The 25,794-nt window shown below is 52.7% G+C and carries 26 protein-coding genes; all 26 read left to right on the forward strand.

Translation table 11 applies throughout. The annotated features are described in order from the left end of the window. The first annotated feature begins 9 nt into the window (after positions 1-9). The 26 genes from fliF to IFO68_RS04170 all read left to right on the forward strand — a co-directional run bounded on the left by fliF (position 10) and on the right by IFO68_RS04170 (position 25,733). Positions 10-1,752 carry a flagellar basal-body MS-ring/collar protein FliF gene (gene fliF, locus IFO68_RS04045; RefSeq protein ID WP_192014700.1) on the forward strand — a complete coding sequence of 581 codons (1,743 nt, stop codon included), beginning with the start codon at positions 10-12 and terminating at the stop codon, positions 1,750-1,752. Next, positions 1,742-2,785: a flagellar motor switch protein FliG gene (gene fliG, locus IFO68_RS04050; RefSeq protein ID WP_046219526.1), complete on the forward strand. Its 1,044-nt coding sequence runs from the start codon at positions 1,742-1,744 to the stop codon at positions 2,783-2,785. The genes fliF and fliG overlap by 11 nt, the downstream gene beginning before the upstream one ends. A gap of 18 nt (positions 2,786-2,803) precedes the next feature. Further along, positions 2,804-3,619, forward strand: a complete 816-nt coding sequence (gene fliH / locus IFO68_RS04055; RefSeq protein WP_192014701.1) for a flagellar assembly protein FliH — start codon at positions 2,804-2,806, stop codon at positions 3,617-3,619. Next, positions 3,616-4,932 (forward strand): flagellar protein export ATPase FliI, encoded by a 1,317-nt coding sequence (fliI, locus tag IFO68_RS04060; protein ID WP_192014702.1) that lies wholly within the window; start codon positions 3,616-3,618, stop codon positions 4,930-4,932. Before fliH ends, fliI begins: the two co-directional genes overlap by 4 nt. A 36-nt stretch (positions 4,933-4,968) precedes the next feature. Further along, complete coding sequence (gene fliJ / locus IFO68_RS04065) at positions 4,969-5,409, forward strand: flagellar export protein FliJ (RefSeq protein WP_192014703.1); 441 nt, start codon at positions 4,969-4,971, stop codon at positions 5,407-5,409. A gap of 99 nt (positions 5,410-5,508) precedes the next feature. Beyond that, positions 5,509-6,969 carry a flagellar hook-length control protein FliK gene (locus tag IFO68_RS04070; RefSeq protein ID WP_192014704.1) on the forward strand — a complete coding sequence of 487 codons (1,461 nt, stop codon included), beginning with the start codon at positions 5,509-5,511 and terminating at the stop codon, positions 6,967-6,969. A 71-nt stretch (positions 6,970-7,040) separates the two neighbouring features. Further along, the gene (gene fliL / locus IFO68_RS04075) at positions 7,041-7,529 is read left to right on the forward strand and encodes a flagellar basal body-associated protein FliL (RefSeq protein ID WP_192014705.1); all 489 of its coding nucleotides are present in this window, start codon (positions 7,041-7,043) and stop codon (positions 7,527-7,529) included. Positions 7,530-7,536: 7 nt separating this feature from the next. Next, complete coding sequence (gene fliM, locus IFO68_RS04080; RefSeq protein WP_027253942.1) at positions 7,537-8,583, forward strand: flagellar motor switch protein FliM; 1,047 nt, start codon at positions 7,537-7,539, stop codon at positions 8,581-8,583. 12 nt (positions 8,584-8,595) lie between these two features. Further along, positions 8,596-8,985, forward strand: a complete 390-nt coding sequence (gene fliN, locus IFO68_RS04085; RefSeq protein WP_192014706.1) for a flagellar motor switch protein FliN — start codon at positions 8,596-8,598, stop codon at positions 8,983-8,985. A gap of 5 nt (positions 8,986-8,990) precedes the next feature. Continuing rightward, complete coding sequence (gene fliO, locus IFO68_RS04090; RefSeq protein WP_192014707.1) at positions 8,991-9,383, forward strand: flagellar biosynthetic protein FliO; 393 nt, start codon at positions 8,991-8,993, stop codon at positions 9,381-9,383. Continuing rightward, positions 9,383-10,234, forward strand: coding sequence for a flagellar type III secretion system pore protein FliP (gene fliP, locus IFO68_RS04095; RefSeq protein WP_192015041.1), 852 nt, complete (start codon positions 9,383-9,385; stop codon positions 10,232-10,234). The genes fliO and fliP overlap by 1 nt, the downstream gene beginning before the upstream one ends. 19 nt (positions 10,235-10,253) lie before the next feature. Next, the gene (gene fliQ / locus IFO68_RS04100; RefSeq protein ID WP_192014708.1) at positions 10,254-10,523 is read left to right on the forward strand and encodes a flagellar biosynthesis protein FliQ; all 270 of its coding nucleotides are present in this window, start codon (positions 10,254-10,256) and stop codon (positions 10,521-10,523) included. A gap of 11 nt (positions 10,524-10,534) precedes the next feature. Then, positions 10,535-11,314, forward strand: a complete 780-nt coding sequence (gene fliR, locus IFO68_RS04105; protein ID WP_192014709.1) for a flagellar biosynthetic protein FliR — start codon at positions 10,535-10,537, stop codon at positions 11,312-11,314. A gap of 21 nt (positions 11,315-11,335) precedes the next feature. After that, positions 11,336-12,466: a flagellar biosynthesis protein FlhB gene (gene flhB / locus IFO68_RS04110; RefSeq protein ID WP_192014710.1), complete on the forward strand. Its 1,131-nt coding sequence runs from the start codon at positions 11,336-11,338 to the stop codon at positions 12,464-12,466. Positions 12,467-12,657: 191 nt separating this feature from the next. After that, positions 12,658-14,754, forward strand: coding sequence for a flagellar biosynthesis protein FlhA (gene flhA, locus IFO68_RS04115; RefSeq protein WP_192014711.1), 2,097 nt, complete (start codon positions 12,658-12,660; stop codon positions 14,752-14,754). A gap of 66 nt (positions 14,755-14,820) precedes the next feature. After that, positions 14,821-16,404, forward strand: coding sequence for a flagellar biosynthesis GTPase FlhF (gene flhF / locus IFO68_RS04120; protein WP_192014712.1), 1,584 nt, complete (start codon positions 14,821-14,823; stop codon positions 16,402-16,404). Continuing rightward, on the forward strand, positions 16,397-17,284 hold the full coding sequence (locus IFO68_RS04125) for a MinD/ParA family protein (protein WP_027253951.1): 888 nt from the start codon (positions 16,397-16,399) through the stop codon (positions 17,282-17,284). Before flhF ends, IFO68_RS04125 begins: the two co-directional genes overlap by 8 nt. Then, positions 17,277-18,002 carry an RNA polymerase sigma factor FliA gene (locus IFO68_RS04130; protein ID WP_192014713.1) on the forward strand — a complete coding sequence of 242 codons (726 nt, stop codon included), beginning with the start codon at positions 17,277-17,279 and terminating at the stop codon, positions 18,000-18,002. Before IFO68_RS04125 ends, IFO68_RS04130 begins: the two co-directional genes overlap by 8 nt. A 56-nt stretch (positions 18,003-18,058) precedes the next feature. Further along, positions 18,059-18,430, forward strand: a complete 372-nt coding sequence (cheY, locus tag IFO68_RS04135) for a chemotaxis response regulator CheY (protein ID WP_036748874.1) — start codon at positions 18,059-18,061, stop codon at positions 18,428-18,430. Between the two features lie 35 nt (positions 18,431-18,465). Next, positions 18,466-19,188, forward strand: a complete 723-nt coding sequence (locus IFO68_RS04140; protein ID WP_192014714.1) for a protein phosphatase CheZ — start codon at positions 18,466-18,468, stop codon at positions 19,186-19,188. Between the two features lie 9 nt (positions 19,189-19,197). Next, positions 19,198-21,360, forward strand: coding sequence for a chemotaxis protein CheA (locus tag IFO68_RS04145; protein WP_192014715.1), 2,163 nt, complete (start codon positions 19,198-19,200; stop codon positions 21,358-21,360). A 67-nt stretch (positions 21,361-21,427) separates the two neighbouring features. After that, positions 21,428-22,570, forward strand: coding sequence for a protein-glutamate methylesterase/protein-glutamine glutaminase (locus IFO68_RS04150; protein ID WP_192014716.1), 1,143 nt, complete (start codon positions 21,428-21,430; stop codon positions 22,568-22,570). 9 nt (positions 22,571-22,579) lie between these two features. Continuing rightward, the gene (locus tag IFO68_RS04155) at positions 22,580-23,359 is read left to right on the forward strand and encodes a ParA family protein (RefSeq protein ID WP_027253957.1); all 780 of its coding nucleotides are present in this window, start codon (positions 22,580-22,582) and stop codon (positions 23,357-23,359) included. Further along, a complete protein-coding gene (locus IFO68_RS04160) occupies positions 23,349-24,785 on the forward strand; it encodes a chemotaxis protein CheW (RefSeq protein WP_225445037.1) in 1,437 nt (478 codons plus the stop codon). Before IFO68_RS04155 ends, IFO68_RS04160 begins: the two co-directional genes overlap by 11 nt. Before the next feature lie 22 nt (positions 24,786-24,807). Continuing rightward, on the forward strand, positions 24,808-25,302 hold the full coding sequence (locus IFO68_RS04165; protein WP_027253958.1) for a chemotaxis protein CheW: 495 nt from the start codon (positions 24,808-24,810) through the stop codon (positions 25,300-25,302). Next, positions 25,302-25,733 carry a DUF2802 domain-containing protein gene (locus IFO68_RS04170; RefSeq protein ID WP_192014717.1) on the forward strand — a complete coding sequence of 144 codons (432 nt, stop codon included), beginning with the start codon at positions 25,302-25,304 and terminating at the stop codon, positions 25,731-25,733. The genes IFO68_RS04165 and IFO68_RS04170 overlap by 1 nt, the downstream gene beginning before the upstream one ends. Positions 25,734-25,794 lie beyond the last annotated feature (61 nt).

Genomic DNA, 25,794 nt, shown 5'->3' on the forward strand with positions numbered 1-25,794 from the left:
ATTAAGTGAGTGTCGGAACAAACATCCAACGAACTCGCCATAGCGGGTAGTGCTGCAGCTCCTGTCGTTGCCAACAGCGACCTGGATCTGCAAAATCCGGATCTTGAAGAGAAGAGTGCCAGCACACGTGTTGACAGCATGCTGGGCAACCTTGATTTGCTGCGTCAGATTATTCTGGTGCTGTCAGTGGCTATTTGTGTCGCTTTGATAGTGCTGGTCGTCGCCTGGCTCAAAGAACCGGAAATGCGTCCGCTGGGTAATTTCTCCACTGAAGAGCTGATTCCGATTCTGGATCATTTTGACCAGAAGCAAATTGAATACCAGCTGGAAGGCAATACCATCAGGGTGCCGGCTGATAAATACGGCGCACTTAAGCTGGAGCTGACCCGTGCCGGACTGAATAACCCGACGGCGGAAGGTGATGATATCCTGCTGCAGGATATGGGATTTGGTGTTTCACAGCGTCTTGAACAAGAACGGCTGAAACTGAGTCGCGAACGTCAGCTGGCAAGAGCCATAGAGCAGATCAGACAAGTGCGCAAAGCGCAGGTACTGCTGGCGATGCCCAAGCAAAGCGTTTTTGTCCGTCATAATCAGGAAGCGACGGCCAGTGTATTTCTGACCCTGAGTACAGGTGGCACGCTGGGTCAGCAGGAAGTGGACTCCATTGTTGATATGGTCTCTACCGCCGTGCCGGGCCTGAAACCCAGCCGTGTCACAGTCACAGATCAACACGGTCGTCTGCTCAGCTCCGGTACTGAAGATCCGGCAGCCACGGCACGCCGGAAAGAATACGAACTGGAGCGCAAACAAGAGCAAGCCTTGCGCGAAAAGATCGATGCAATCTTAATTCCTGTCCTGGGGCTGGGTAACTACACCTCTCAGGTCGATGTCTCGATGGATTTCAGTGCCCAGGAAGAAACGCAAAAACGTTTTGATCCCAATACGCCGTCTACCCGCAGTGAATATACGCTGGAAGATTACAACAACGGCCAGTCTGTAGCGGGTATTCCGGGCGCGCTGAGTAATCAGCCGCCGCAGGATTCAGCGATACCGCAGGATGTGATTGATTTACAAACCGGTAAAGGCGGCAACGGCTCGGTGCACCGGGAAGCAACGCGAAATTTTGAACTGGATACCACTATCCGTCATAAGCGTTCGCAAACCGGCACTATCAGCCGTCAGACGGTTTCAGTGGCAGTGAATTATAAGCCGCAGATCAATCCGGAAACCGGCGAAATGACCCGTATTCCGGTGACCGAAGAAGAGCTGGTGAAAATCCGTCGTCTGCTGATGGGCGGGGTTGGCTTCCTGCAGGATCGCGGCGATATGCTGGAAGTGATTTCCGTACCTTTCGCCACTCAGGAGCAAGAACGCATTGTCGACTTGCCTATCTGGGAACACCCGAATTTCAATACCTGGATTCGCTGGCTGGCTGCAGCGCTGGTTATCATAGTCGTGCTGGTGGTGCTGGTACGCCCTGCCATGCGCAAACTGCTCTATCCGAACCAGGCTGCCGATGGTACACCTCTGGATGAGAATGGTCTGCCTATCATGGCGGGTGACGGTTCAGATCTGATAGGGGCCGATCTGGACGGTGTTGACGGTATCGATTTAACCAATAACAACCTGGATCTGCCAAATCTGCACAAAGACGACGACTTACTGAAAGCCGTGCGTGCACTGGTGGCCAACGAACCGGATCTGGCGGCTCAGGTTGTGAAGAACTGGGTATACGAAGATGGCAAATGAAGTCGCGACTACAGATGAAAAACCGTTCGACATTAATAGCTTAAGTGGAACGGATAAAGCAGCCATCCTGTTACTCAGTCTGAATGAACAGGATGCGGCTTCCATCATACGCCACCTGGAACCCAAGCAGGTTCAGCGCGTGGGTGGGGCGATGGCCAGTATGAAGGAACTGAGCAATGATAAGGTGACGGCTGTGCACCGCCAGTTCCTGACCGATATCCAGAAATACACCAGCATTGGTATGGGCAGCGCCGACTTCGTCCGCAATACCCTGATCGCCGCACTGGGTGAAGATAAAGCCAATAATCTGGTTGATCAGATCCTGATGGGCAGTGGCTCCCGCGGCCTGGATTCTCTCAAATGGATGGATCCACGTCAGGTGGCCAGCATCATTCTCAATGAACACCCGCAGATTCAGACTATCGTGTTGTCGTATCTGGATCCTGAGCAATCGGCAGAGATTTTATCCCAGTTCCCTGAGCGCGTGCGCCTGGATCTGATGATGCGTATTGCGAATCTGGAAGAAGTTCAGCCTGCTGCCCTGCATGAGCTGAACGACATCATGGAGAAGCAGTTTGCAGGTCAGGCTGGTGCTCAGGCCGCGAAAATTGGCGGCATGAAGGCGGCAGCCGATATCATGAACTACCTCGACAACAATATCGAAGGTCTGTTGATGGATCAGATCCGCGAGAACGACGAGGAGATGGCCGTTCAGATCGAAGACCTGATGTTCGTGTTCGAGAACCTGGCCGAAGTGGACGACCGGGGTATCCAGAGCCTGCTGCGGGAAGTGCCTCAGGAACTGCTGCAAAAAGCGCTCAAAGGGGCCGACGATATGTTGCGCGAGAAAATTATGCGCAATATGTCCAAGCGTGCTTCTGAATTGCTGATGGATGACCTTGAAGCGATGGGGCCGATACGTGTCTCCGATGTGGAAGCAGCACAGAAAGAAATTCTGTCTATTGCCCGTCGTCTTTCTGAAGCCGGCGAGTTGATGCTGAATGGCGGCGGTGGGCAGGATGAATACCTCTAATTCAGCCGGGGAAGCACAATGACGATTGAACGCCGTCGGGGCTTTGTCCGCCTGAGTGGCCACCAGGCAGAAGAACTGGAACGCTGGGCTTATCCCGATTATAGCGATGAAGATCGCGGCCCGGTTGAGAACGCATTAAATTATGATCCGGGCTGGCGCCCGAGAGAAGTGCCGGAAGAGGAGCAGGCTCCCCAGCCACTGACCGCTGCCGATCTGGATGATATCCGCCAGTCAGCCTATGAAGAAGGACTGGCCGAAGGCCGGGCTGCCGGTCATGCTGAAGGCTTTGAAACCGGAAGGCAGGAAGGTGCTGCCGCCGGTCATCAGGAAGGGCTGGAGGCTGGCCGGGAAGAAGGACTGGCTGCCGGACAGGAACTGGTTGATCAGCATGTGGCTCATCTAACGCAGGTTTTTGACAAACTCGCCCAACCCTTACAGCAGGTTGATCAGCAGGTAGAAAGCCAGCTGGTGGAGATGGTCAGCGTGCTGACTCGTGAGTTAATCCGGGTTGAAGTGCAGACCAATTCGCAGGTTATTTTGTCCACGTTACGAGAAGCCATTGCCACTTTGCCGCTGGCCTCTCAGTCGATCACTGTGCAACTGCATCCGGACGATCTTGCGCTGGTAACTGCCGCGTACAGCCAGCAGGAACTGGATAACCGTCGCTGGCAGTTGCTGGCAGAGCCGGGGCTTGAGCGCGGTGATGTCCAGCTCAGTGCCGGTGATTCTGCGGTGGATTATCGAATGGAAGATCGTGTTCGTCATCTGTTGAGCCAGTTTCTGGGCATGAATCAGCGCCCTGCTGACAGTTCATCACAGGATAGCGCGGAATGACCCTGTCGCAGCGGCTGGGTAGCTACCGCTTACAGGGGCTAGCCTGTCGCCCCGTGGCCTCCGGGCGGCTGGTGCGCGTGGTCGGTTTAACGCTGGAAGCCATTGGTTGCCGGGCGCCTGTTGGCAGTGTGTGCCGTGTCGAGGCGGTACAGGGCAGTATCGAAGCCGAAGTTGTCGGATTCAGTGGTGACACCCTGTACCTGATGCCCAGTGAGCAGCTGACCGGGGTGATGCCCGGCGCTAAAGTCACGCCTGTGATGAGCGACGGTGGCCTGCCGGTGGGTCCTGAGTTGCTTGGCCGGGTTATTGACGGCATGGGAAATCCCCTGGACGGCAAAGGACAGATTTATACCTCGGCCCGGGCCGCACTGAATGCGGAGCCCATCAACCCTCTCGCAAGAAAACCAATCAGTGAACCTTTGGATGTCGGATTAAAAGCCATTAATGGGCTGCTGACCGTAGGTAAAGGCCAGCGCATTGGCCTGTTTGCCGGTTCCGGGGTGGGTAAATCTGTCACTCTGGGCATGATGACCCGGGGCACTACGGCGCAAGTGGTGGTGGTCGGACTGATTGGTGAGCGTGGCCGCGAAGTCAGAGAATTTATTGATGAGATCTTAGGTGAAGAAGGCCGCCAGCGCGCGGTTGTGGTGGCAGCCCCTGCTGATGCTTCTCCTCTGATGCGCCTGAAAGGGTGCCAGACTGCCCTGACCGTGGCGGAATATTTCCGCGATCAGGGCTTAGATGTTTTATTGCTGATGGACTCGCTCACTCGCTTTGCTCAGGCGCAGCGTGAAATTGCTCTGTCGATTGGTGAGCCACCAGCCACCAAAGGGTATCCGCCCTCTGTGTTTGCCAAGCTCCCGGCCCTGGTTGAGCGCGCCGGCAATGGCGGCGATCATCAGGGGTCGATCACGGCATTTTTTACTGTGCTGACCGAAGGCGATGACTTGCAGGATCCTATCGCCGATGCATCACGAGCGATTCTTGACGGCCATATCGTGTTGTCACGTGAGATGGCCGATGCCGGCCATTATCCGGCCATTGATGTTGAACGCTCTGTCAGTCGTGTTATGCCAGCCATAGTGGATGAAGAGCAGATGCTGATGTCGAAAGCGGTTCGGCAGATATTGTCTATTTGCCGCAAAAATCAGGATTTGGTGTCTATCGGCGCCTATAAACCCGGCTCAGATCCGGCGATTGACCAGGCCTTTACGTTAAAACCCAGGTTGGATCAGTACTTACAGCAGACAATGAAAGAGTCGGTTCCTTATGACATGTGTGTCAACATGCTCCGTTCTGCGCTGGGAGCCTGAGGATGAAACACCTAAGCGGCATGACCGGAGGCGCGGATGTCTGATCAGGCACTGAACCTGATTCTTGAACAGGTCAAAGACAAAGAACATAACGCGTTTCTGGCACTTCAGCAGGCTAAGCGGGATTTGGACAGCTTTTATCAGCAACGCGAACAAATTGAAAAATACCGCTACGATTACTGCCTGCAATTGACCGAGCGTGGTCAGAATGGACTGACGGCCAGCCAGTTCAGCCATCTGCATAAATTCCTGGGTCAGTTAGACGAAACTCTGGTTCAGCAGGGAGCGGCCGGCCGTGAATTTGAACGTCAGGTAGAGAAATGCGCTGAGTTCTGGCAACAGGCCCGTACTGAACGAAAGTCGGTTGAATGGCTGCTGGAAAAAAAACACACAGAGCGGGAACAGCGTCTGGCGCGTCAGGAGCAAAAGTTAATGGATGAGTTTGCCACATTGCAATCTGCCCGCCGCCGGTGTTAGTCGCTTATCGCAGTCAACTCAAGAGCTGGTTCACTTCTTGCATGGTTTTGAGTATAACCACGACTTTGGTCGTCAAATAATTGTCAGTGTAAGGTAGTTATGAAACCGTCCAGCAGCATTTCTGTCGATTTTAGCGCGTCCGGATCCTCTGTCCGGCCGGGTAAGCCTGCTCGTTCTGACAGCCGTGAAGAACCGGGACTGTCAGGGTTTTCATCACGACTTGAGTCTGCCGTCCACAGTGAAAATAAGACGGCGACTAAGCGTCAAAAAATTGAATCGTCTGACGCGCAGCCGGCAAAAGCCAGTGACAATACCGCGCAAACACACAAGGCGAAAGACAGCCAGCGGCAAGAAAATGCAGATAAAGTGACTGCCAGTAAAACATCGGAAACGCCGGACGATACCGCGCAGACAGCGGAGAACGTCAAGCCTGAGTCTGAGGGCACTGAAGAAAGCATTCGCGCCGAGGCAGAAGCACTGTTAGACAGACTGAATGCCTCCAGTCAACAGCTGCTAATGGCAAAGGATGGCAAAGAATTGCCACCTGAAGCTGAAAGCAGCGAAACGGAAGGGGTGGAGATGGGCTTATTGTCGCCGGGTTTCTCTGTCCAATCCGGCGTTCAGACACTTGCTCAGACTGGTGATCTGTCTGAGGGTGGGGGTGATGATGACAGTGTGACGGCCGGACAGTCGGGTAAGCTTGCCGAGATGCTGGCGGCAGTCACTAAAGGGACAGCTTCTGATGCCAAAGGTAAAGGCGATAAACCTGACTTGACGCTGGTGGCCGGCTCGGTTCAGTCCGCCATTCAGGGTGACGCCAAGGCGGGCAGCGAAGGAGATACACAGCCAGATTGGCTCAGTGATGCTATTGCCCGGCTTTCTGCTTCTGCCAAAGGCGGGGAAGCGGGTCTGGCTGACGGTGCAAATGCTAATCAGGCCGGAGCCGGTCAACCGGGCGTCTCTGCATCGCTTCAGGCAGCTTTGGCTGATGCCGGACTGCAGATGGATACAGCGCAGAAAGAAGCGATGGCGACGGGGGCAGCATCAGGCACCAATGCGATCACCGGGCAGCCTACTTCACTGGCTGCGATGCAACGAGCTGAAGCGCAGGCACAACCTGCCGCACTGCCTTTACAAAAAGAGATGGCTGGTGAGCAACTGGCGGAGCGGGTGCAGATGCTGATGAGCAAAAATCTCAAGCATGTCGATATTCGTCTGGATCCGCCTGAATTGGGCCGGATGCAGATAAAACTGGCCATCAATAATGACCAGGCTTCAGTCCAGTTTCATGTCGGTAACGCGCAGACCCGGGATCTGGTTGAACAGGCCATGCCGCGACTGAGAGAGCTGTTACAGCAGCAAGGTATCCAGTTGACTCAGGGCAGCGTCCAACAGGACGGTAATCAGCAGTTTGCCGGCCAGCATACCGGGACCCAACAGGGTGAAGAAGGCTTGGCCAGAGGCGGTCAGAGCGGCCAGTCGCAACAGGATGATGACGATGGCAAGGCGATTGCCGTGACTGTCAGTGAACCAAGCGACGGCATTGATTATTACGCATGACCTCCAGCGGCATAGCTGGCATCCTGCGACACCCAAGTGACTATTATTGACCCGCGAACGGAATTGGAAATATGGCTGAATCAGCGGCAACAACAAATAGCAAAAAACGCATTTTATTGATTTTAATTGCTTTGGTCCCCGTACTTCTGGGGGGCGCAGCAGCCTGGTTTTTTCTGTCTGACGATCAGTCTGCTGCTGATAGTGACGGCATGTCGGCAAGCCAGTCATCAGGTAAGCCGGAACCGGCTTATTATGTGATTTTGCCGCATCCCTTTATTTTTAATGTGACGGGAGATACCCAGCAGCGGCTGGTACAGGTAAAAGTACAACTCATGGTACGCGGTGATGAGAATGATACTCTGGCCCGTCAACACATTCCTTTGGTAGAAAGCACCCTGCTTCAATCTTTCGGTGCAGCCAGTGTGGAGCAGCTTCGTTCTCCCAGCGGACGGCTTGAACTACGTCAACAGTCGCTGCAATCGGTGCAGTCTGCGCTGGTGAAAGTGTCTGGCAGCCCTGTGGTCGAACAGGTACTGTTTACTGGCTTTGTAATGCAATAGGTTCCCAGTGACTGATTTATTAACCCAAGACGAAATTGATGCGCTGCTGCATGGCGTCGATGATGTAGAGGATGATCACCCCCGGCAAGAGGAAGGCACTGGGGTTATATCGTTCGACTTCTCATCGCAAGACCGCATTGTCCGTGGCCGGATGCCGACGCTTGAGCTTATCAATGAGCGTTTTGCCCGTCATATGCGGATCAGTTTGTTCAATATGCTGCGCAAGACGGCAGAAGTGTCGATCAATGGCGTACAGATGCTCAAGTTCGGCGAGTACCAGAACACACTGTACGTTCCTACCAGTTTGAATATGGTGCGTTTTCGTCCCCTGAAAGGCACGGCCTTAATCACCATGGAAGCCCGGCTGGTCTTTATTCTGGTAGAGAATTTCTTTGGTGGCGATGGCCGTTTTCACGCCAAGATCGAAGGGCGTGAATTCACACCGACTGAGCGCCGTATCGTCCAGATGCTGCTGAAACTGGTGTTTGAGGACTACCGGGAAGCCTGGTCACCCGTGATGGGCGTGGAGTTCGAATACCTGGATTCCGAAGTGAATCCGACTATGGCGAATATCGTCAGCCCGACAGAAGTGATAGTGGTGAGCTCTTTCCACATTGAAGTGGACGGCGGCGGCGGCGATTTCCATGTTGTGATGCCGTACTCCATGGTGGAGCCGATCCGTGAATTGCTCGATGCCGGCGTCCAGAGTGACAAAATGGATACCGATGTCCGCTGGAGCAAGGCCCTGCGGGATGAGGTGATGGATGTCGAAGTGAATCTGCGTGCCAAGTTGCTCGATATTGACCTGACGCTGCGGGATCTGATGGAACTGCATTCCGGCGATGTTATACCGATTGAATTGCCCGAAACGGCCACTCTCTATGTTGAAGACCTGCCGACTTACCGCGGTAAAATGGGTAAGTCAGGCGATCACGTAGCGATAAAAATTTCCAAGAAACTAAAGCGGCCAGATACGGTGAAAACGGACCTTGCCTTCCTGGATGGCGATGAACTGAGTCCGACTTTCTCCGCCACTGACCCGATTGACGATTAATACAGGTGACTTATGTCAGATAAAGACCAACAAGTAGCTGACGACTGGGCGGCAGCCCTGGCCGAACAGGCCGACGACAATATTGAAGCCGCACCGCTGGAAGAACTTACAGATGAAAGTACCCCTATTTCTGATGAAGAACGTCGTCGTCTGGATTCCATCATGGATATTCCGGTCACGATATCGATGGAAGTCGGGCGCACCAAAATCAGTATCCGTAACTTACTGCAGTTGAACCAGGGTTCCGTCGTCGAGCTGGACCGTGTCGCCGGTGAGTCGCTGGATGTACTGGTCAATGGCACTTTGATTGCCCACGGTGAAGTGGTGGTGGTCAACGATAAATTCGGTATTCGTCTGACCGATGTGATCAGCCAGACTGAACGTATTAAAAAGTTGCGGTAACTGGGATGAAAGCATTGAAAAGCACATTGCTCGCTGGTCTGGCAGTGATCAGCCAGCCGGTAAGGGCGGCCGGGGCGCCGGAGCTGGATATGGGCACAACGATAGGTTCATTGCTGCTGGTACTGGTTCTTATCGTGTTTCTTGCCTGGCTGCTGCGCCGCATGAAATTGCCGGGTGTGAGTGGCGGAGATAACGGGTTGCAGATTGTCCGCCAGGTGGTGGTTGGCCAGCGTGAGCGAATCGTGCTGGTACAGGTGGGTGACGAGCAGTTACTCATTGGTGTGACGCCGCAAAATATTTCAATGTTGACCAAGCTGGAAACCCCCTTGCCGGTCAGTGCTGGTGCAGGCAACGGTGAGTTTGCTCAGCAACTCGGTAAGTTGTTGAAAAGACAATGATGTATAGATCTAACTTCTTTATCTGGGTTATCGGTGCGCTTTGCCTGCTGCTTTCCGGCATGGCGAGTGCGCAGAGCGAAGATGGCGGGCTGGGCAATGTGGCGGGCAATAATGTCACCGTCAGCGAGATGCAGAGCGATAAAGGGGCGGCAACCCTGCTGACCACCAAAGGCGGTGGTGGTATTCCGGCATTTTCTGTGTCGGTGAACCCGGATGGCACTGAAGATTACTCAGTCACGCTGCAAATCCTGGCCTTGATGACCGCGCTGGGCTTTTTGCCAGCCATAGTGATCCTGATGACCTCATTCACCCGCATTGTGGTGGTGATGTCGATTTTGCGCCAGGCGCTCGGTCTGCAGCAGACCCCGTCAAACCAGGTGATTATCGGGATTGCCCTGTTCATGACTTTCTTTGTCATGTCTCCGGTATTGGATGAGATCAATACCAAGGCCGTTCAGCCCTATATCAATGAAGAGCTCTCTGCCCGTGAAGCCTTGACGATTGCTCAGGATCCATTGCGCCAGTTCATGCTCAAACAAACGCGGGTGAAAGATCTGGAAACCTTCGTTGATATGTCGGGTTCGCAGGCGACAGACCCCCAGCAAGTCCCTATGACAGTCTTGATTCCCGCTTTTATCACCTCGGAACTGAAAACGGCGTTTCAGATTGGCTTTATGCTGTTTCTGCCTTTTCTGGTGATCGATCTGGTCGTGGCTTCAATATTGATGGCGATGGGTATGATGATGCTGTCGCCGATGATCGTCTCACTGCCGTTTAAACTTATGTTGTTTGTACTGGTGGATGGCTGGAACCTGATCCTGTCGACACTGGCCGGCAGCTTCGGCACCTGATGACAGGGAGAGACAGACAATGACACCAGAAGCCTTCGTCGAAATTTTCCAGGAAGCCCTGTACATGGTCCTGGTGATGGTCTGTGTGATCGTCATACCCGGCTTGCTGGTTGGTTTGGTGGTGGCAGTTTTTCAGGCCGCCACCTCAATCAATGAGCAGACGTTAAGCTTCCTGCCTCGTCTGGTGATCACCCTGGTTGCGCTGATGGTGTTTGGTCACATGATGACCAGAATGCTGATGGATTATTTTCATCGCATCATTGAGCACATTCCTCAAATTCTTTACTGAGCAGATTGGTCATGACGTATCCGGCGGAAGTCATATTAGATTGGCTGGCCAATTATTTTTGGCCGCTGACCCGCATCGGCGCCATGATGATGAGCATGACCTTCTTCGGCGCCCGTTTCGTGTCGATGCGCATCCGGCTTTATCTGTCGCTGACAGTCACTTTTGCTGTGATGCCGATGCTGCCTCAGGTCCCTGATATTCCTTTGTTGTCCTTTGAGGGCTTTCTCACCACAGGCCAGCAAGTGATCATAGGTGTCGCTATGGGGCTGGTCACTCAGTTTGTCACCCAGACTTTTGTCCTGTTAGGGCAGATTCTGGGCATGCAGTCCAGTTTGGGCTTTGCCTCCATGGTCGACCCGGCCAACGGACAAAACACCCCTGTGCTGGGCCAGTTGTATATGATGCTGGCGATCATGTTATTTCTCGCCACTGACGGTCATCTGGCGATGCTCAGGCTGGTGGTGCTGAGCTTTACCACTTTGCCGGTCGGCCAGTCTATGTTGCAGGCGGTGGATTACCAGCAGCTGGCGGGCTGGTTCGGCTGGATGTTCAAAGCCGGTTTAAACATGTCGCTGGCCGGGATTATTGCGTTGCTGACGGTGAATCTCTCGTTCGGTGTCATGACACGTGCGGCACCTCAGCTGAATATTTTCTCTCTGGGCTTCTCGTTTGCGCTGTTGCTGGGGCTGTTCGTCAGCTGGTATCTGTTAATGGGCATTCAGGCACAGTATGAAGAACACTGGCAACTGGGTACTGAGCAAATCTGCAGCCTGATCAGGCTGGATTGCTGATGACAGACAGGAGGGAGTCCGATGGCTGAGTCAGACGGACAAGAACGTACTGAAGACGCAACCCCCCGACGGTTGCAGCAAGCGCGGGAAAAAGGTCAGGTCGCGCGCTCAAAAGAACTGGCGTCGGTTGCGGTACTGGTATCGGGGGCAGTTGGCCTGATGTGGTTTGGCGAAATGCTGGCCGTTGCCTTGAGCGAAGTCATGCGCAAGTTCTTTACCCTCAGTCGCGAGGAAGTGTTTGATTTTACCAAACTGCTTGCCGTGACCGGGGATGCCATAGTGCATATGCTGTGGCCTTTGCTTCTGGTGTTGATATTTTTGTTTGTGGCGGCACTGATTGGTGCTTCCGCCTTGGGCGGAATCAGCTTTTCCGCTGAGGCGGCAAGGCCCAAGCTCTCAAGAATGAACCCGGCCAGCGGCCTTAAACGTATGATTGGAAAGCAAAGTGCCGTTGAGCTGGTGAAATCCATCATGAAAGTCACTTTGGTGGCCGGTGTCGCTTACTACCTGATGTACAGCAGCCTGGAAGGTTTCTTTCAGCTCAGCATAGAGATCTATCCGAGTAACATCTTTCATGCGCTGGAGATTTTACTGCGCTTTGTGTTGCTGATCTGTTGCTCGCTGCTGGTCGTGGTGGCTATCGATGTGCCGTACCAGATCTGGCAGCATAACGAGCAACTGAAGATGACCAAGCAGGAAGTAAAAGACGAACATAAAGATGTTGAAGGTAAACCTGAGGTCAAAGGCCGTATCCGTATGCTGCAGCGTGAAATGGCGCAGCGGCGCATGATGGCGGAAGTGCCGAAGGCCGATGTGGTGATTACCAACCCGGAGCACTTCTCTGTTGCCTTACGATATGACCCCACGCTGGACAAGGCGCCAGTGGTCATCGCCAAAGGTACCGATCACATGGCGATGAAAATCCGGGAAGTGGCCAACGAATATAAGATCGATATTGTGCCTGCGCCTCCGCTGGCACGCTCCCTCTATCACAGTACCGAGCTGGAACAGCAAATACCGGATGGTCTGTTTGCCGCTGTGGCGCAGGTACTGGCGTACGTATTCCAGTTGAAACAATACCGGCGTGGTAATGGTAAGCGGCCTAAGTTATCTTCAGGCGCGGTTGATATACCTCCTGAATTACGGCACTGATTGCTTGCGGCAAAATGTTTTGGCTGCAGGTCAAAAAATTGACTTATCAAGACGGTATAAATTTTGCTTTATGCGAAGCTTAGCCCGTTCAGTTGTCTGCGATTCACTGCCGCACCAAGTGTCAGACAGAGAATAGCGGTGAACACTGAGTGAGCACTGACGATTAACCGATTCCAACCAAATAAGAATGCATGAAGCTGCCGATACCCTTTTCAGATAAATTGCCTTTACACCGATTGCAGTCACTGCCTGCAATCGGCGCCCCTGTCATGGTACTGGCAACATTGGCGATGGTTGTGTTGCCAATGCCAGCAATGCTGCTGGATATGGCCTTTTCTTTTAATATAGCCCTGGCCCTTGTGGTGCTGCTGGTCACTGTGTATACCCGCCGCCCGCTCGATTTTGCGGCTTTCCCGACCGTACTGTTGATTGCCACCCTGCTCAGGCTGGCGCTGAACGTAGCGTCAACCCGGGTTGTTTTGCTGAATGGTCATGAAGGCCCGGAGGCGGCAGGCCAGGTGATCGACGCCTTTGGTTCTGTGGTTATCGGGGGGAACTACGCTGTTGGTTTAGTGGTATTCCTGATTTTGATGATCATCAACTTCATGGTAGTCACCAAAGGTGCGGGTCGTATTTCAGAAGTCAGTGCCCGCTTTACCCTTGATGCCTTGCCGGGTAAGCAGATGGCAATTGATGCCGATCTCAATGCCGGGTTAATTGATCAGGAGCAGGCACGAACACGGCGCAGCGAAGTCACCAAAGAAGCCGACTTCTACGGTTCGATGGACGGTGCTTCTAAATTTGTCAAAGGGGATGCCATTGCCGGCATCCTGATCCTCTTTATCAATATTATTGGTGGCCTGATCATTGGTATGGGCCAGCATGATCTCAGCTTCAATGAGGCGATTCATATCTACAGCCTGCTGACCATAGGTGATGGTCTGGTGGCGCAGATCCCGTCTCTGTTGCTGTCCATTGGCGCAGCCATGATGGTGACTCGTCAAAATACTGACGAAGACATGGGGCAGCAGATGCTGTTCCAGATGTTCAACAACCCTCAGGCGCTAATCATCACAGGCGGGATTTTGTTTGTGATGGGTATTGTTCCTGGCATGCCTCATGTCCCGTTTCTGCTGCTGGCGCTGATCATCGGCCTGATTGCCTACTGGCGGGTGAAGAAAGAGCAACAGGCAAAAGTGCTGGCAGAATCCGCACCGCCTGAGGCGCTGGACAGCAAACCCGTCACCAAAGAGCTGTCGTGGGATGATGTTCAGCCTATGGATACCATCAGTCTGGAAGTCGGTTACCGCTTGATTCCTATGGTCGATAAAGAACAGGGTGGCGAGTTGCTGGAGCGGGTAAAAGGTGTTCGGAAAAAACTGTCGCAGGATTTCGGCTTCCTGGTACCGCCTGTCCATATCCGCGATAACCTTGAATTGCCGCCCAATACATACCGTATCAGCCTGATGGGGGTGAATAACGGTGAGTCAAACATCCACCCTGATATGGAGCTGGCTATCAATCCGGGTCAGGTATTTGGCAGTTTGGAAGGGGAGCGGACGACCGATCCCGCTTTCGGGCTGGAAGCAATCTGGATTTTAGAATCGCAGCGAGAGCATGCTCAGGCATTGGGTTATACCGTTGTTGACGCCGCCACTGTACTGGCTACCCATCTGAGTCAGATTCTGGTGAACAATGCTTCTCAGCTGCTTGGGCATGAAGAAGTCCAGAACCTGCTGGAAGTGCTGGGGCAGTCTACACCGAAACTGGTGGACAATTTCGTCCCTGATCAGCTGCCGTTAGGGGCTGTGGTGAAAGTGCTGCAGAACCTGCTGCATGAAGGTGTGCCTATCCGGGATATCCGCACCATAGTTCAAACTTTGTCCGAGTATTCCGGTAAGAGTCAAGATCCCGACATTCTCACAGCCGCCGCACGTATTGGCCTCAAACGCCTAATTGTTCAGGAAATCAATGGAATAGAGCCTGAGTTGCCTGTTATCACGCTTGTTCCTGAGTTGGAACAAATATTGCATAAAACAATGCAGTCTAGCGGGGGCGAGTCCTCCGGTATCGAGCCGGGTCTGGCAGAACGTCTGCAGCGCTCTTTGACCGAAGCCACACATCAGCAAGAGTTGAAAGGCGAACCGGCTGTACTGTTAACGTCTGGCGTATTGCGCGGCACGTTAGCAAAATTTGTGAAAAACACCATCCCGACACTGCGGGTGCTCTCTTATCAGGAAATCCCTGATGAAAAGCAAATCCGTATTGTGAATGCAGTGGGTAACTAGGTGTCCCCAGGCTGACTGAGTCAGCCAAAACGTGCAGGGTAATCCGTACCGGATGGGAAGACTGAATTGAAAATTAAACGATTTTTTGCCAAGGACATGCGAACCGCGCTGAGTGAAGTCAAAGAACAACTCGGTGCGAATGCGGTGATCATGTCCAATAAGAAAGTGACCGGCGGTGTTGAGATCGTGGCGGCGGTGGATAATGACGCCAGCGAAGCCAAGGTGCCGTCGCCGTCACAGCCTACCCGTGATGCCCTGGCTGAACGTTTGGGCGAGGCCAGGCGTAAATTGGCTGACGACAAGGTGCAGCTGCAGCAGCCCGGTAGCGGCCACTTTGCCAAGGTGCTGCAAAATTATGCTCAGGATCCCGAGACAGAAGTGGACTCCCTGTCAGCCTTATTACAGCGCCAGTCGAAGCACACCGGTGGACACCCTGCTGAACGTCAAGGATATGACTATTCTTCCCGTCCTCAGTCTGAGAACAGCCCTTACGGCAGTGACAGGCGTCAGTCTTCCCACCCTTATGGAGCGGGCGGACGTCAGCCAGCACCGAATGCTTACAGTGACTACCGCCAAAATCATGACGCAGATGCACACGCACCGGCAGGACGCACCGGTCGGGCAAATCCAGCGGCTGCGAGCCAGAAAAACAGTGCTTTTCAGAACCGTCTGGATCCCAGCCGGTTTGAACAGCGAGCGCCGCACCGCGAGGATGATCTTGATGCCATGCGCAGTGAAATGGCGTCAATTCGTCGCCTGCTCGAACATCAGCTGTCTGGTTTGATGTGGCAGGAGGTTGAGCGTCGCGAGCCGATGCGGGCCATGATGATTAAGCGTTTGGAAAAAATGGGCTTATCAGCAGAACTGGCCGATCAGCTGGCTTGTTATATTCCTGAAGATGTCCAGCCGCACAAGGCTTGGTCATCCTTGCTTCAGTTGCTGGCCGACCAGATCATTACCACTGATGACTGTATTCTCGAAACCGGGGGCGTGGTCGCACTGCTCGGGCCGACCGGTGTAGGAAAAACAACGACAATTGCAAAACTGGCCGCCAGAGCGGCGATGGACTTTGGTCCGAATGAAATTGCTCTGGTTACCACAGATACCTATCGTATCGGTGCACATGAACAGCTGGCGACTTATGGTCGAATTCTGGGCTGTCCGGTAAGAGTTGCTAAAGATGCCGAAGAGCTTGCCGATATACTTCATCAGTTACGGCATCGGCGCCTTGTACTGCTGGATACAGCAGGCATGGGGCAACGGGATCTTCGCCTGCAGGAACAGCTGGATACCCTGATGCATAATAGTGGCTCACAAATTCGTAGCTTTCTGGTATTACCGGCGACCTCCCAGCGCCGCGTTCTGCACGAAACCATTGAGCATTTCCGTCGTATCCCGCTGTCGGGGTGCGTGCTGACTAAGCTGGATGAAACCCTCAGTCTGGGTGAAGTTATCAGTGTCACATTGGAAAGTGCTCTGCCGATCGCATATCTGGCGGACGGTCAACGAGTGCCTGAAGACATTAAAGTCGCCACAGGACACTTCATGGTTAATCGTGCAAACGAGTTGTTGGAAAACGACATGGGCCAGCAAACCCACTTCTGGAGCAGCGACAGCGCAGATAACCAGGGGGCGGATTTTTATGATTGAGAACATGATGCACGATCAAGCAAGCGGCTTGCGCCGTATGACAAAACTGGCCTCGACCAAAGTGATCACCGTCAGCGGTGGTAAAGGCGGTGTGGGTAAAACCAACATCACACTGAATATGGCGATTGCCATGGCCCGTCAGGGCAAGAGAGTGATGGTGCTGGATGCCGACCTTGGCCTGGCCAATGTTGATGTGATGCTGGGGCTGCGAGCGGGTCGTAACCTGTCTCATGTCCTGTCGGGTGTGTGCGATCTCCGGGACATCATTATCGAAGGTCCTTACGGCGTAAAAATCATACCGGCCTCTTCAGGCACGCAAAATATGGCGGAACTGTCCAGTGCTCAGCACGTTGGCCTGATCCGCGCGTTTGCCACGCTTGAAGATGAAGTGGATGTCCTGCTGGTGGATACTGCTGCAGGGATCTCAGATATGGTGTTGAGTTTTGCCGGTGCGGCCCAGGATGTACTAATTGTCGTATGTGATGAGCCGACCTCCATTACCGATGCTTATGCGCTGATTAAAATCCTGAACCGTGAATACCAGGTGCAGCGGTTTAAAATTGTGGCCAATATGGTACGCAGTTACCGCGAAGGGCGAGAGCTGTTTGCCAAGCTGACCCGGGTGACTGAACGGTTTTTGCAGGCCAACATGGAGTTAGTTGCCTGTATTCCACTAGATGACAGGGTACGTCAGTCTATTAAGCGACAAAAAGTAGTCGTGGAAGCTTTCCCACGAAGCCCAGCGGCACTGGCCCTGACAACGCTCGCCAATAAAGCGTTAACCTGGCCGGTACCGAATAATCCGGCCGGACATCTGGAATTTTTTGTTGAAAAGTTATTAGTTAAACCAACACCTGAAGAGGTACCTCTGGGTGAATAAAGCACAAACATACGGCCGATATCAGGAATCCCCCCATGCTTTTGTTGAGCGGTATTCGTCACTGGTGAAGCGGATTGCGCATCACCTGATGGCGCGATTACCGCCCAATGTACAGCTGGAAGACCTGATCCAGGCTGGCATGATTGGTTTGCTGGAAGCACAACAGAACTATGATCCGAGCAAAGGTGCCAGTTTTGAAACTTTTGCCGGAATTCGAATTCGGGGCGCCATGCTGGATGATATCCGTCGTGGCGACTGGGTTCCTCGCTCCGTGTATAAAAACAACCGCCGGATATCTGAAGCCATTGCTCAATTGGAAAGCCGTTTTGGCCGCGATCCGAATGATCAGGAAATTGCTGAATATCTCGAAATGACACTCGAACAGTACCATCAGGCATTAAATGATGTTAATTGTGGTCGCCTAGTGGGTATGGACGACCTGGGTGTCTCAGAAGATACGGTAGCAACCGAAGATTCAGTGGCAGAAAACCTCCCTTTTCAGGATGTTGCGGACGGCAGTTTTCGCCACGCTCTTGCTGGTGCCATTCGTACATTGCCGGAAAGGGAAGCACTGGTGTTGTCGTTGTATTACGACGAGGAACTCAACCTCAAAGAAATTGGTGCCGTTTTAGGTGTCAGTGAATCCCGTATTTGCCAGATTCACAGTCAGGCAATGCAGCGTCTGCGGGCCAAGTTGTCTGCTTGGACTGCTTCATAAACACACGATTTAGAAGAAACACTGTGACCTCAGTGGAGGCAACTTTGAATAAAAATATGAAAATCCTCATTGTTGACGACTTTTCAACAATGCGCCGTATCGTCAAGAACTTACTACGTGACCTGGGCTTTAATAACACCCAGGAGGCGGATGATGGATTGACTGCGTTACCCATGCTAAAGAAAGGCGACTTCGATTTCGTCGTCACCGACTGGAATATGCCGGGCATGCAAGGTATTGACTTGCTCAAGCAGATCCGGGCCGATGCTAGCCTGAAACACCTGCCAGTATTGATGATTACTGCTGAAGCCAAGCGCGAGCAGATCATCGAAGCGGCTCAGGCTGGTGTCAATGGCTACATTGTTAAGCCATTCACCGCTGCCACGCTGAAAGAAAAACTGGACAAGATTTTCGAGCGTATGCAGTGATGCCGTCAGTCTGACGCTAACTAGGGTAGACACATATGATTTCACTTGAACAGGCGAAACAACTCGTCGCGCTGCTGGAAGAAGATCGGCAAGCGGACGCGGATGAGTTGTTCCGAAGCCTGGTGTCGGATTGTCGGGATCCGATGTATCTCGAAGTGGGTAAATTGACGCGTCAATTACATGACTCATTGCAGAATTTTCGTCTGGATCCCCGTATTGCTGATTTAGCGACGACCGACATTCCTGACGCACGTGGGCGTCTGAATTATGTGATAGACAAAACCGAGGAAGCGGCCAACAGGACAATGGATGCTGTTGAAGGCACCCTCCCTATCGCTGATTTATTGCGTGAACGTCTGATGCAAGTGAAACCCCAGTGGCAAAGTTTAATGCACGGGGAGATCACCCTTGGCGAATTTAAACGGCTTTGTCACGATATTGACGCATTATTAGTTCAGCTCGACGGTGACAGCGAGCTGCTTCACCGTCATCTGACCGATATTCTGATGGCACAGGACTTCCAGGATTTGACAGGCCAGGTTATTCGCAGAGTGATCGAACTTGTTCATGAAGTGGAACATCAGTTGGTTGAGATTCTGAAGGCTGCCGGTATTGAACAGAGTGAAAGCTCAGTGATAGTGAGCCAGAAAGACAAAACACTCTCCCCGGAAGGGCCAATTATCAACAGTGCTGAACGCACTGACGTCATGTCTACCCAGGATGACGTCGATGATTTGCTATCAAGCCTTGGATTTTAGGGGAAGCTTATGAGCTTTGATTTAGACGAAGATATCCTGCAGGACTTTTTAATCGAAGCCGGGGAAATTCTGGAATTACTTTCCGAGCAGTTAGTAGATTTGGAACGTCGTCCAGATGATACAGATTTGCTGAATGCCATTTTCCGCGGTTTCCATACTGTTAAAGGTGGTGCCGGGTTTTTGGCGTTAACGGCATTGGTTGACGCTTGTCACGGTGCTGAAAATATTTTTGACTTACTCCGTACCGGTAAACGCACTGTGACGTCAGAGCTGATGGATGTCATCCTTCAGGCACTGGATACCATCAATGTGATGTTCGCACAGGTGCAGAACCATGAGCCGATTGAGCCCGCGGAACAAAGCCTGCTGGATGCGCTGCATTATTACAGCCAGCCACCGGGAGCCGAAGAGATGGCGGCTGTTTCAGCCCCGGCATCGGTTGCTGCTCCCGTAGCGGCAACGGCACCGGCTTCGCCTGAGCAGCCTGCGATTGCCGGTGGTTCGGTTGATGAAATCACACAGGATGAGTTTGAACGTCTGCTCGATGAGTTGCATGGTGCGGGCGGAAGCCCAAGCCCGAGTGCAGCACCAGCCAGTGATGTTCAGAGTGCACCTGTCTCGACCGACATCGATACTGGCGATATCACCGATGATGAGTTTGAACGTCTGCTTGACGAGCTGCACGGTATAGGTAACGCGCCTGGCACTGAAACCACGGGGGCTGAAGTGTCGGCCTCGCCAGTTGTTGCACAAGCGTCCGAATCACCTGCTGCTGGCGACAGCGACTTAATGACAGATGACGAATTTGAACGTCTGCTCGATGAACTGCACGGCAGCGGTAAAGGGCCGTCAGATGAAGAGCTGGCGATCGCAACCAAACCGGCTTCCGCGTTACAGGCTAAAGCTGAATCAGCGCCTGTTACCTCTCAGCCCGTTACTGAGATGCCGCAACCTGTGGCGGAGCGTAAAGCAACAGGACTAAAAGAAAAATCCAAAACTCAGGCTGAAGCCACAGTACGTGTCGATACCTCTACGCTGGACACCATAATGAACATGGTTGGCGAGCTGGTATTAGTTCGTAACCGTCTGATCAGCCTGGGCCAGAACAGCAATGACGAAGAAATGTCAAAAGCTGTTGCGAACCTGGATGTAGTGACTGCAGACCTTCAGGGCGCGGTGATGAAAACGCGGATGCAGCCAATCAAGAAAGTCTTTGGCCGCTTCCCGCGTGTTGTTCGCGATCTGGCCCGAAGTCTGAAAAAAGAAATCGTGCTGGAAATGCGCGGTGAAGAAACCGATCTCGATAAGAATCTGGTGGAAGCGCTGGCCGATCCTCTGGTTCACCTGGTGCGTAACTCAGTCGATCACGGTATCGAAATGCCGGATAACCGCGAGAAAGCCGGCAAGCCGCGTATTGGCACCGTACTTTTGTCTGCGGCGCAGGAAGGGGATCATATTCTGCTGACTATCGAAGACGATGGCGGCGGTATGGACCCGGATCGACTGCGTCAAATCGCCGTTGACCGTAATGTCATGGATGCCGATGCCGCCGCGCGTCTGTCTGACAGCGAATGTTATAACCTGATTTTCGCGCCCGGCTTCTCGACCAAAAAAGAAATCTCAGATATTTCCGGCCGTGGTGTCGGAATGGATGTCGTAAAAACTGCTATCAGCCAGCTGAACGGTTCCATTTATATTGATTCCAATCTGGGCAAAGGCACACGCATTGATATTAAAGTGCCGTTGACGCTGGCCATTTTGCCAACGCTGATGGTCGGTGTGGCTGACCAGCCATTTGCACTGCCTCTGGCCAGTGTAAATGAAATCTTTCATTTGGATCTCAGTAAGACCAATGTGGTTGATGGGCAGCTGACTATCATAGTGCGCGATAAAGCGATCCCGCTGTTCTATCTTCAGGATTGGCTGGCAGGTCACAGTGTTTCCAAGCGGGAAAGACAGCTTGGGCATGTGGTGATTGTTCAGATAGGCCATCAGAGAATGGGCTTTGTGGTGGATACGCTTATTGGGCAGGAAGAAGTGGTGATTAAGCCGCTCGATGAGTTATTGCAAGGCACACCTGGTATGGCGGGGGCCACCATTACCAGTGATGGTCACATTGCACTGATTCTGGATGTCCCCAACCTTCTGAAACATTACGCAGGCCGCAGATAATAATAATTGACAGGGGCTTAGAAGGCCCCTGTTCATTCAGGCCTGATTGCTTACGGAAAGATAAAACATGGCTGTAAAAGTGTTGGTGGTGGACGACTCCAGTTTTTTCCGCCGCCGGGTGAGTGAAATTATTAATGCGGATCCGCGCCTTGAAGTGATTGGCGATGCTGTTAACGGTAAAGAAGCCGTTGAAAAAGCGCGGACACTGAAGCCTGACGTCATCACTATGGATATTGAAATGCCTGTGATGGATGGTATCACCGCAGTGCGCGAAATCATGAAGTCGAACCCGACACCTATCCTGATGTTTTCGTCGCTGACCCATGAGGGCGCGCGGGCGACATTAGATGCTCTGGACGCGGGCGCGTTAGACTTCCTGCCGAAAAAATTTGAAGATATTGCGCGTAATAAAGACGAAGCAATCTCTCTGCTGCAAAAACGTGTCGCCGAGCTGGCCCGTAAACGTGTCTTTATGCGGGCGCCTGTGCGTACCAGCACTCCTGTTTCGCCATCGCCGGCTGATCGCCCGCTGACGTCAAGCCGCCCGGTCGCAAGTACGGCCACTGCCACGACGCTGACACGATCAGCACCGTCACAGGTTCGTCCGACCGCGCGGTTTAAAGCGACAGGTAAACAGTATCAGCTGATGGCGATAGGTACATCGACCGGCGGTCCTGTGGCGCTACAAAAAATTCTGACACAGCTGCCTTGCTCATTTCCGTACCCCATTGTTTTGGTGCAGCATATGCCTGCAACATTCACCGCGGCGTTTGCTGCGCGTTTGAATAACCTTTGCAAAATCGGTGTGAAAGAGGCCGAAGATGGTGATGTACTGCGTGCCGGTACGGCTTATCTGGCACCTGGCGGTAAACAAATGATGCTGGAAGGCCGCCCGGGTAATGTGCGTTTACGTATTATTGATGGTGGCGATCGTATGAACTACAAGCCTTGTGTCGATGTCACTTTTGGCTCTGCAGCCAAGGTGTATCATGACAAGGTGCTGTCCATGATCCTGACAGGAATGGGCGCAGACGGGCGTGACGGATCGCGTATGCTGAAGTCGGCCGGCGCAACCGTCTGGGCGCAGGACGAAGAAAGTTGTGTGGTATACGGTATGCCACAGGCGGTTGCCAAGGCAGGGATATCGACCGAAGATCTTCCTTTGGATCGCATTGCTGAGCGTATTCTGATTGAGGTTGGCTTAGCTTAAGGAGATGTCGTGGTAGTCTGGAGCATTGCCAACCAGAAAGGCGGCGTGGGGAAAACCACCACTACTGTCAGTCTGGCGGGCCTGTTAAGTGAACGAAACAAACGCGTATTATTGGTGGATACTGACCCGCATTCATCACTGACGACATACTTGAATTTTGATTCTGATCGCCTTGAATCCAGCCTGTTTGATTTGTTCCAGCTGTCGACAATTGACCGTGACACTGTCAAACCACTGGTGCTGGAAACACGATTTAAAAATATCCATCTGATACCGGCGCACATGTCGCTGGCGACCTTGGATAGAGTCATGGGGACTCGCAGCGGCATGGGATTGATTCTGAAAAAGGCACTGAAATGCCTGGAAGAAGAATATGATTATGTGCTGATTGACTGCCCCCCGATCCTGGGTGTCATGATGGTGAATGCGCTTGCTGCCAGTGAGCGCATTTTGATTCCGGTGCAAACGGAATTTTTGGCGATGAAAGGTCTGGAGCGAATGATGCGTACTTTGCAAATCATGCAAAAATCCAGGCCGGATGAATTCAAAGTCACTATTGTGCCAACCATGTATGACAAACGAACCAGGGCCTCACTGGAAACCCTGCAAGAACTGAAGTCGCGTTATGCCAATCAGGTCTGGGCTTCGGCTGTGCCCATTGATACCAAGTTTCGTGATGCCAGTATCAAGCACATGCCGCCATCTCTGTATGCCCGTGGCTCTCGCGGTGTGTTTGCGTATAAAACTTTATTGAATTATCTGGAGCGGCTTGGTCAAGATGAGCGATAACGCAAAGCTGTCCAGTGAACAGGCATTAGATGATTACTTTTTCGGGCTGCTGGATGATTCTTTGCTGCCCGAAGAGGGTAGCGTGGACGCTGTCAGCCCGCAGGATGACCTGCCAGCGTTAGCAGAGGAAAATGACGGCCAGATGTTGTTGTCTGATTCTGCTGTTGCTGATGAAGCAGCGGCTGAGTTGCAAAGTGGCAGTGAGCCCGATGATGCGATAAGTCTTGCGGTGATCCCCCAGACTCATCAGCCCTTTGATTTTAATAGTCTGGATCAATCCGGGCGAGATAACTCGTCTGTGAACTCGTTTGCAGAAGGTGGCGAACCGCCATCACTGCGGGCAATGGCAACCCAACTGCCGAGTGCTGCTGCGCCGGTTTCGTTGTCCGCAGAGCCAGAGCTGAGTGTACCTGAAGTCAGGTTTACCCCGCCGCGGACGAGAACGGATCTTGAGCAGTTGCAGCGTCTTCTCGACCAAATGTCAGAGATGCAAGAGGAAGTGATTGTTGAAAGTGAAGCCTGGATTGCTGAGCAACAGCAATTGGCTGAACTGGAAAAACAGCAAGAAGTTAAGCAAGAAGATGTTAAGCCAGCCGTTTTAGACGACCCGGGCTGGTTTGAGGATGACAGCGCGCTGACTCAGCATCAGAACACTGCGCCAGAGCCGCTTAAAAAATCGCTGGCAGTGGCTGCGCAGGCGTCAGCTGTTGAGTCGGCCCCCTATGCAGAGCCGCAAAACAGTGTCCAGCTGATGCAGATGCTGCCTAAGGTCGCTGAGGCTCCGGCTGTTGCTGACAAGGCGGCGCAGGTGGCTGAATTGGAAACAAGCTCTCAGCCTCAGAGTGAAATAGTTGCAACGGAGCCTGTTCCAGACATTCTTGATAAAGAAGAGAGTGTGCAGGAAACTGTGGCCGATGCCGCACCTGAGCTGGCGGCTGAGCCGCCACCGCCTTCCTGGGCATTACCTGGCGCCAGTGAGCAAACAGAATTTCAGGCGCTGTTTTTTGCTGTCAACGGTGTGACTTTTGCTGTTCCGCTGACAGAGCTGGGAGGGATTCACCAATTGGGTGAGATGAGTCACCTTATTGGCCGCCCGGACTGGTATCTTGGCTTGCAGCCGGTACAGAACCGAAAGCTGGATGTGGTGGATACCGCCAGATGGGTGATGCCAGAATCTATCTACAATGATGACCATCAGGAAAATTACCGATATGTGGTCATGTTGGGAGAAAGTAAGTGGGGACTGGCTTGTGATCAACTTCACGGAACAGAAACCCTGACAAAACAAAGTGTTCGCTGGCGAGAAAAGGCAGGTAAACGGCCTTGGCTGGCGGGTATGGTTAAAGAGAAAATGTGTGCTTTAATTCATGTCAATGAACTCATTTCCATGCTGAAAGCGGGTTTGGACGTGAAGAGCGTTTTGTGACGATGGCCGGAGAGGATACAGCATGTCGCAGGTAAGTGTTGCCGAGATTCAAAAAGAAGACAGTAACGACCAGGTATTACAGTGGGTTACCTTCCAGCTGGAAGAGGAAACCTACGGTATCAATGTAATGCAGGTTCGTGAAGTGCTGCGTTATACTGAAATCGCCCCGGTTCCGGGCGCGCCAGATTATGTGCTGGGAATTATCAACCTGCGTGGCAATGTGGTCACAGTGATTGATACCCGTGCACGGTTTGGCCTGATGTCAGGTGAGATTTCAGATAATACCCGTATCGTAATCATTGAAGCTGAAAAGCAGGTTATCGGTATTATGGTCGACAGTGTGGCAGAAGTGGTTTATCTGCGTAGCTCTGAAATCGACAGTACGCCAAGCGTGGGCACTGATGAAAGTGCCAAGTTTATTCAAGGCGTCAGTAACCGTGACAATCAACTGCTGATCCTGGTTGATCTGAACAAGCTCCTGTCTGATGAAGAATGGGAAGAGATGGCGTATCTCTGATGCCTGCTATCTTGCTTGAATGGCTGCCTTTGGTTGTTGCTTTGCTGGCAGTGGTGATAGCGGTTGTGCTGGTCCGGCGTGAGCGAAAAGCACGCCAGGATCTGGAAACCAAGTTTGCAGCAGCAGAGTTGCTGTTAAAAACCGCCAGACAGCAGCAGGAAAGCTTAACCAAACAGTTTCATGAGTTGCGTGCGGGTACGATGGCAATGAGTAATAAAATGGCCATATTAACCCGCCAGCAGGAAGAGCTGTCTGAGCGTCAGGGTGAAATGGCCATGCAGGATCCCGATGGCCGCCTGTACAGCCGCGCCAGTAAAATGGTCGAGCTGGGTGCCGATGTTAATGAGCTGATGGAAGAGTGTGATTTGCCGAAAGCGGAAGCTGAACTGCTGTTGCGGTTACAGCAGCGCATGAATAAAGGCCGGCGTTAGCCTGTTGCTTGCTGGCTGTTGTTTGTGGATAGCGACACCTTGCCGCTTTTATTCACGTTTT

It is taken from the genome of Photobacterium arenosum (genome assembly GCF_014841115.1).
Classification (GTDB): domain Bacteria; phylum Pseudomonadota; class Gammaproteobacteria; order Enterobacterales; family Vibrionaceae; genus Photobacterium; species Photobacterium arenosum.

Excerpts from the sequence above, each read along its gene's own strand:
- IFO68_RS04170 (WP_192014717.1), top strand. The coding sequence starts at position 25,302 with ATGCCTGCTATCTTGCTTGAATGGCTGCCTTTGGTTGTTGCTTTGCTG.
- fliR (WP_192014709.1), top strand. The coding sequence starts at position 10,535 with ATGACGTATCCGGCGGAAGTCATATTAGATTGGCTGGCCAATTATTTT.
- flhB (WP_192014710.1), top strand. The coding sequence starts at position 11,336 with ATGGCTGAGTCAGACGGACAAGAACGTACTGAAGACGCAACCCCCCGA.
- IFO68_RS04140 (WP_192014714.1), top strand. The coding sequence starts at position 18,466 with ATGATTTCACTTGAACAGGCGAAACAACTCGTCGCGCTGCTGGAAGAA.
- fliJ (WP_192014703.1), top strand. The coding sequence starts at position 4,969 with ATGTCTGATCAGGCACTGAACCTGATTCTTGAACAGGTCAAAGACAAA.
- fliG (WP_046219526.1), top strand. The coding sequence starts at position 1,742 with ATGGCAAATGAAGTCGCGACTACAGATGAAAAACCGTTCGACATTAAT.
- IFO68_RS04145 (WP_192014715.1), top strand. The coding sequence starts at position 19,198 with ATGAGCTTTGATTTAGACGAAGATATCCTGCAGGACTTTTTAATCGAA.
- fliN (WP_192014706.1), top strand. The coding sequence starts at position 8,596 with ATGTCAGATAAAGACCAACAAGTAGCTGACGACTGGGCGGCAGCCCTG.
- IFO68_RS04150 (WP_192014716.1), top strand. The coding sequence starts at position 21,428 with ATGGCTGTAAAAGTGTTGGTGGTGGACGACTCCAGTTTTTTCCGCCGC.
- fliL (WP_192014705.1), top strand. The coding sequence starts at position 7,041 with ATGGCTGAATCAGCGGCAACAACAAATAGCAAAAAACGCATTTTATTG.
- flhA (WP_192014711.1), top strand. The coding sequence starts at position 12,658 with ATGAAGCTGCCGATACCCTTTTCAGATAAATTGCCTTTACACCGATTG.
- IFO68_RS04165 (WP_027253958.1), top strand. The coding sequence starts at position 24,808 with ATGTCGCAGGTAAGTGTTGCCGAGATTCAAAAAGAAGACAGTAACGAC.
- cheY (WP_036748874.1), top strand. The coding sequence starts at position 18,059 with ATGAAAATCCTCATTGTTGACGACTTTTCAACAATGCGCCGTATCGTC.
- fliH (WP_192014701.1), top strand. The coding sequence starts at position 2,804 with ATGACGATTGAACGCCGTCGGGGCTTTGTCCGCCTGAGTGGCCACCAG.
- fliO (WP_192014707.1), top strand. The coding sequence starts at position 8,991 with ATGAAAGCATTGAAAAGCACATTGCTCGCTGGTCTGGCAGTGATCAGC.
- fliQ (WP_192014708.1), top strand. The coding sequence starts at position 10,254 with ATGACACCAGAAGCCTTCGTCGAAATTTTCCAGGAAGCCCTGTACATG.
- IFO68_RS04160 (WP_225445037.1), top strand. The coding sequence starts at position 23,349 with ATGAGCGATAACGCAAAGCTGTCCAGTGAACAGGCATTAGATGATTAC.
- fliP (WP_192015041.1), top strand. The coding sequence starts at position 9,383 with ATGTATAGATCTAACTTCTTTATCTGGGTTATCGGTGCGCTTTGCCTG.
- IFO68_RS04070 (WP_192014704.1), top strand. The coding sequence starts at position 5,509 with ATGAAACCGTCCAGCAGCATTTCTGTCGATTTTAGCGCGTCCGGATCC.
- IFO68_RS04125 (WP_027253951.1), top strand. The coding sequence starts at position 16,397 with ATGATTGAGAACATGATGCACGATCAAGCAAGCGGCTTGCGCCGTATG.
- fliI (WP_192014702.1), top strand. The coding sequence starts at position 3,616 with ATGACCCTGTCGCAGCGGCTGGGTAGCTACCGCTTACAGGGGCTAGCC.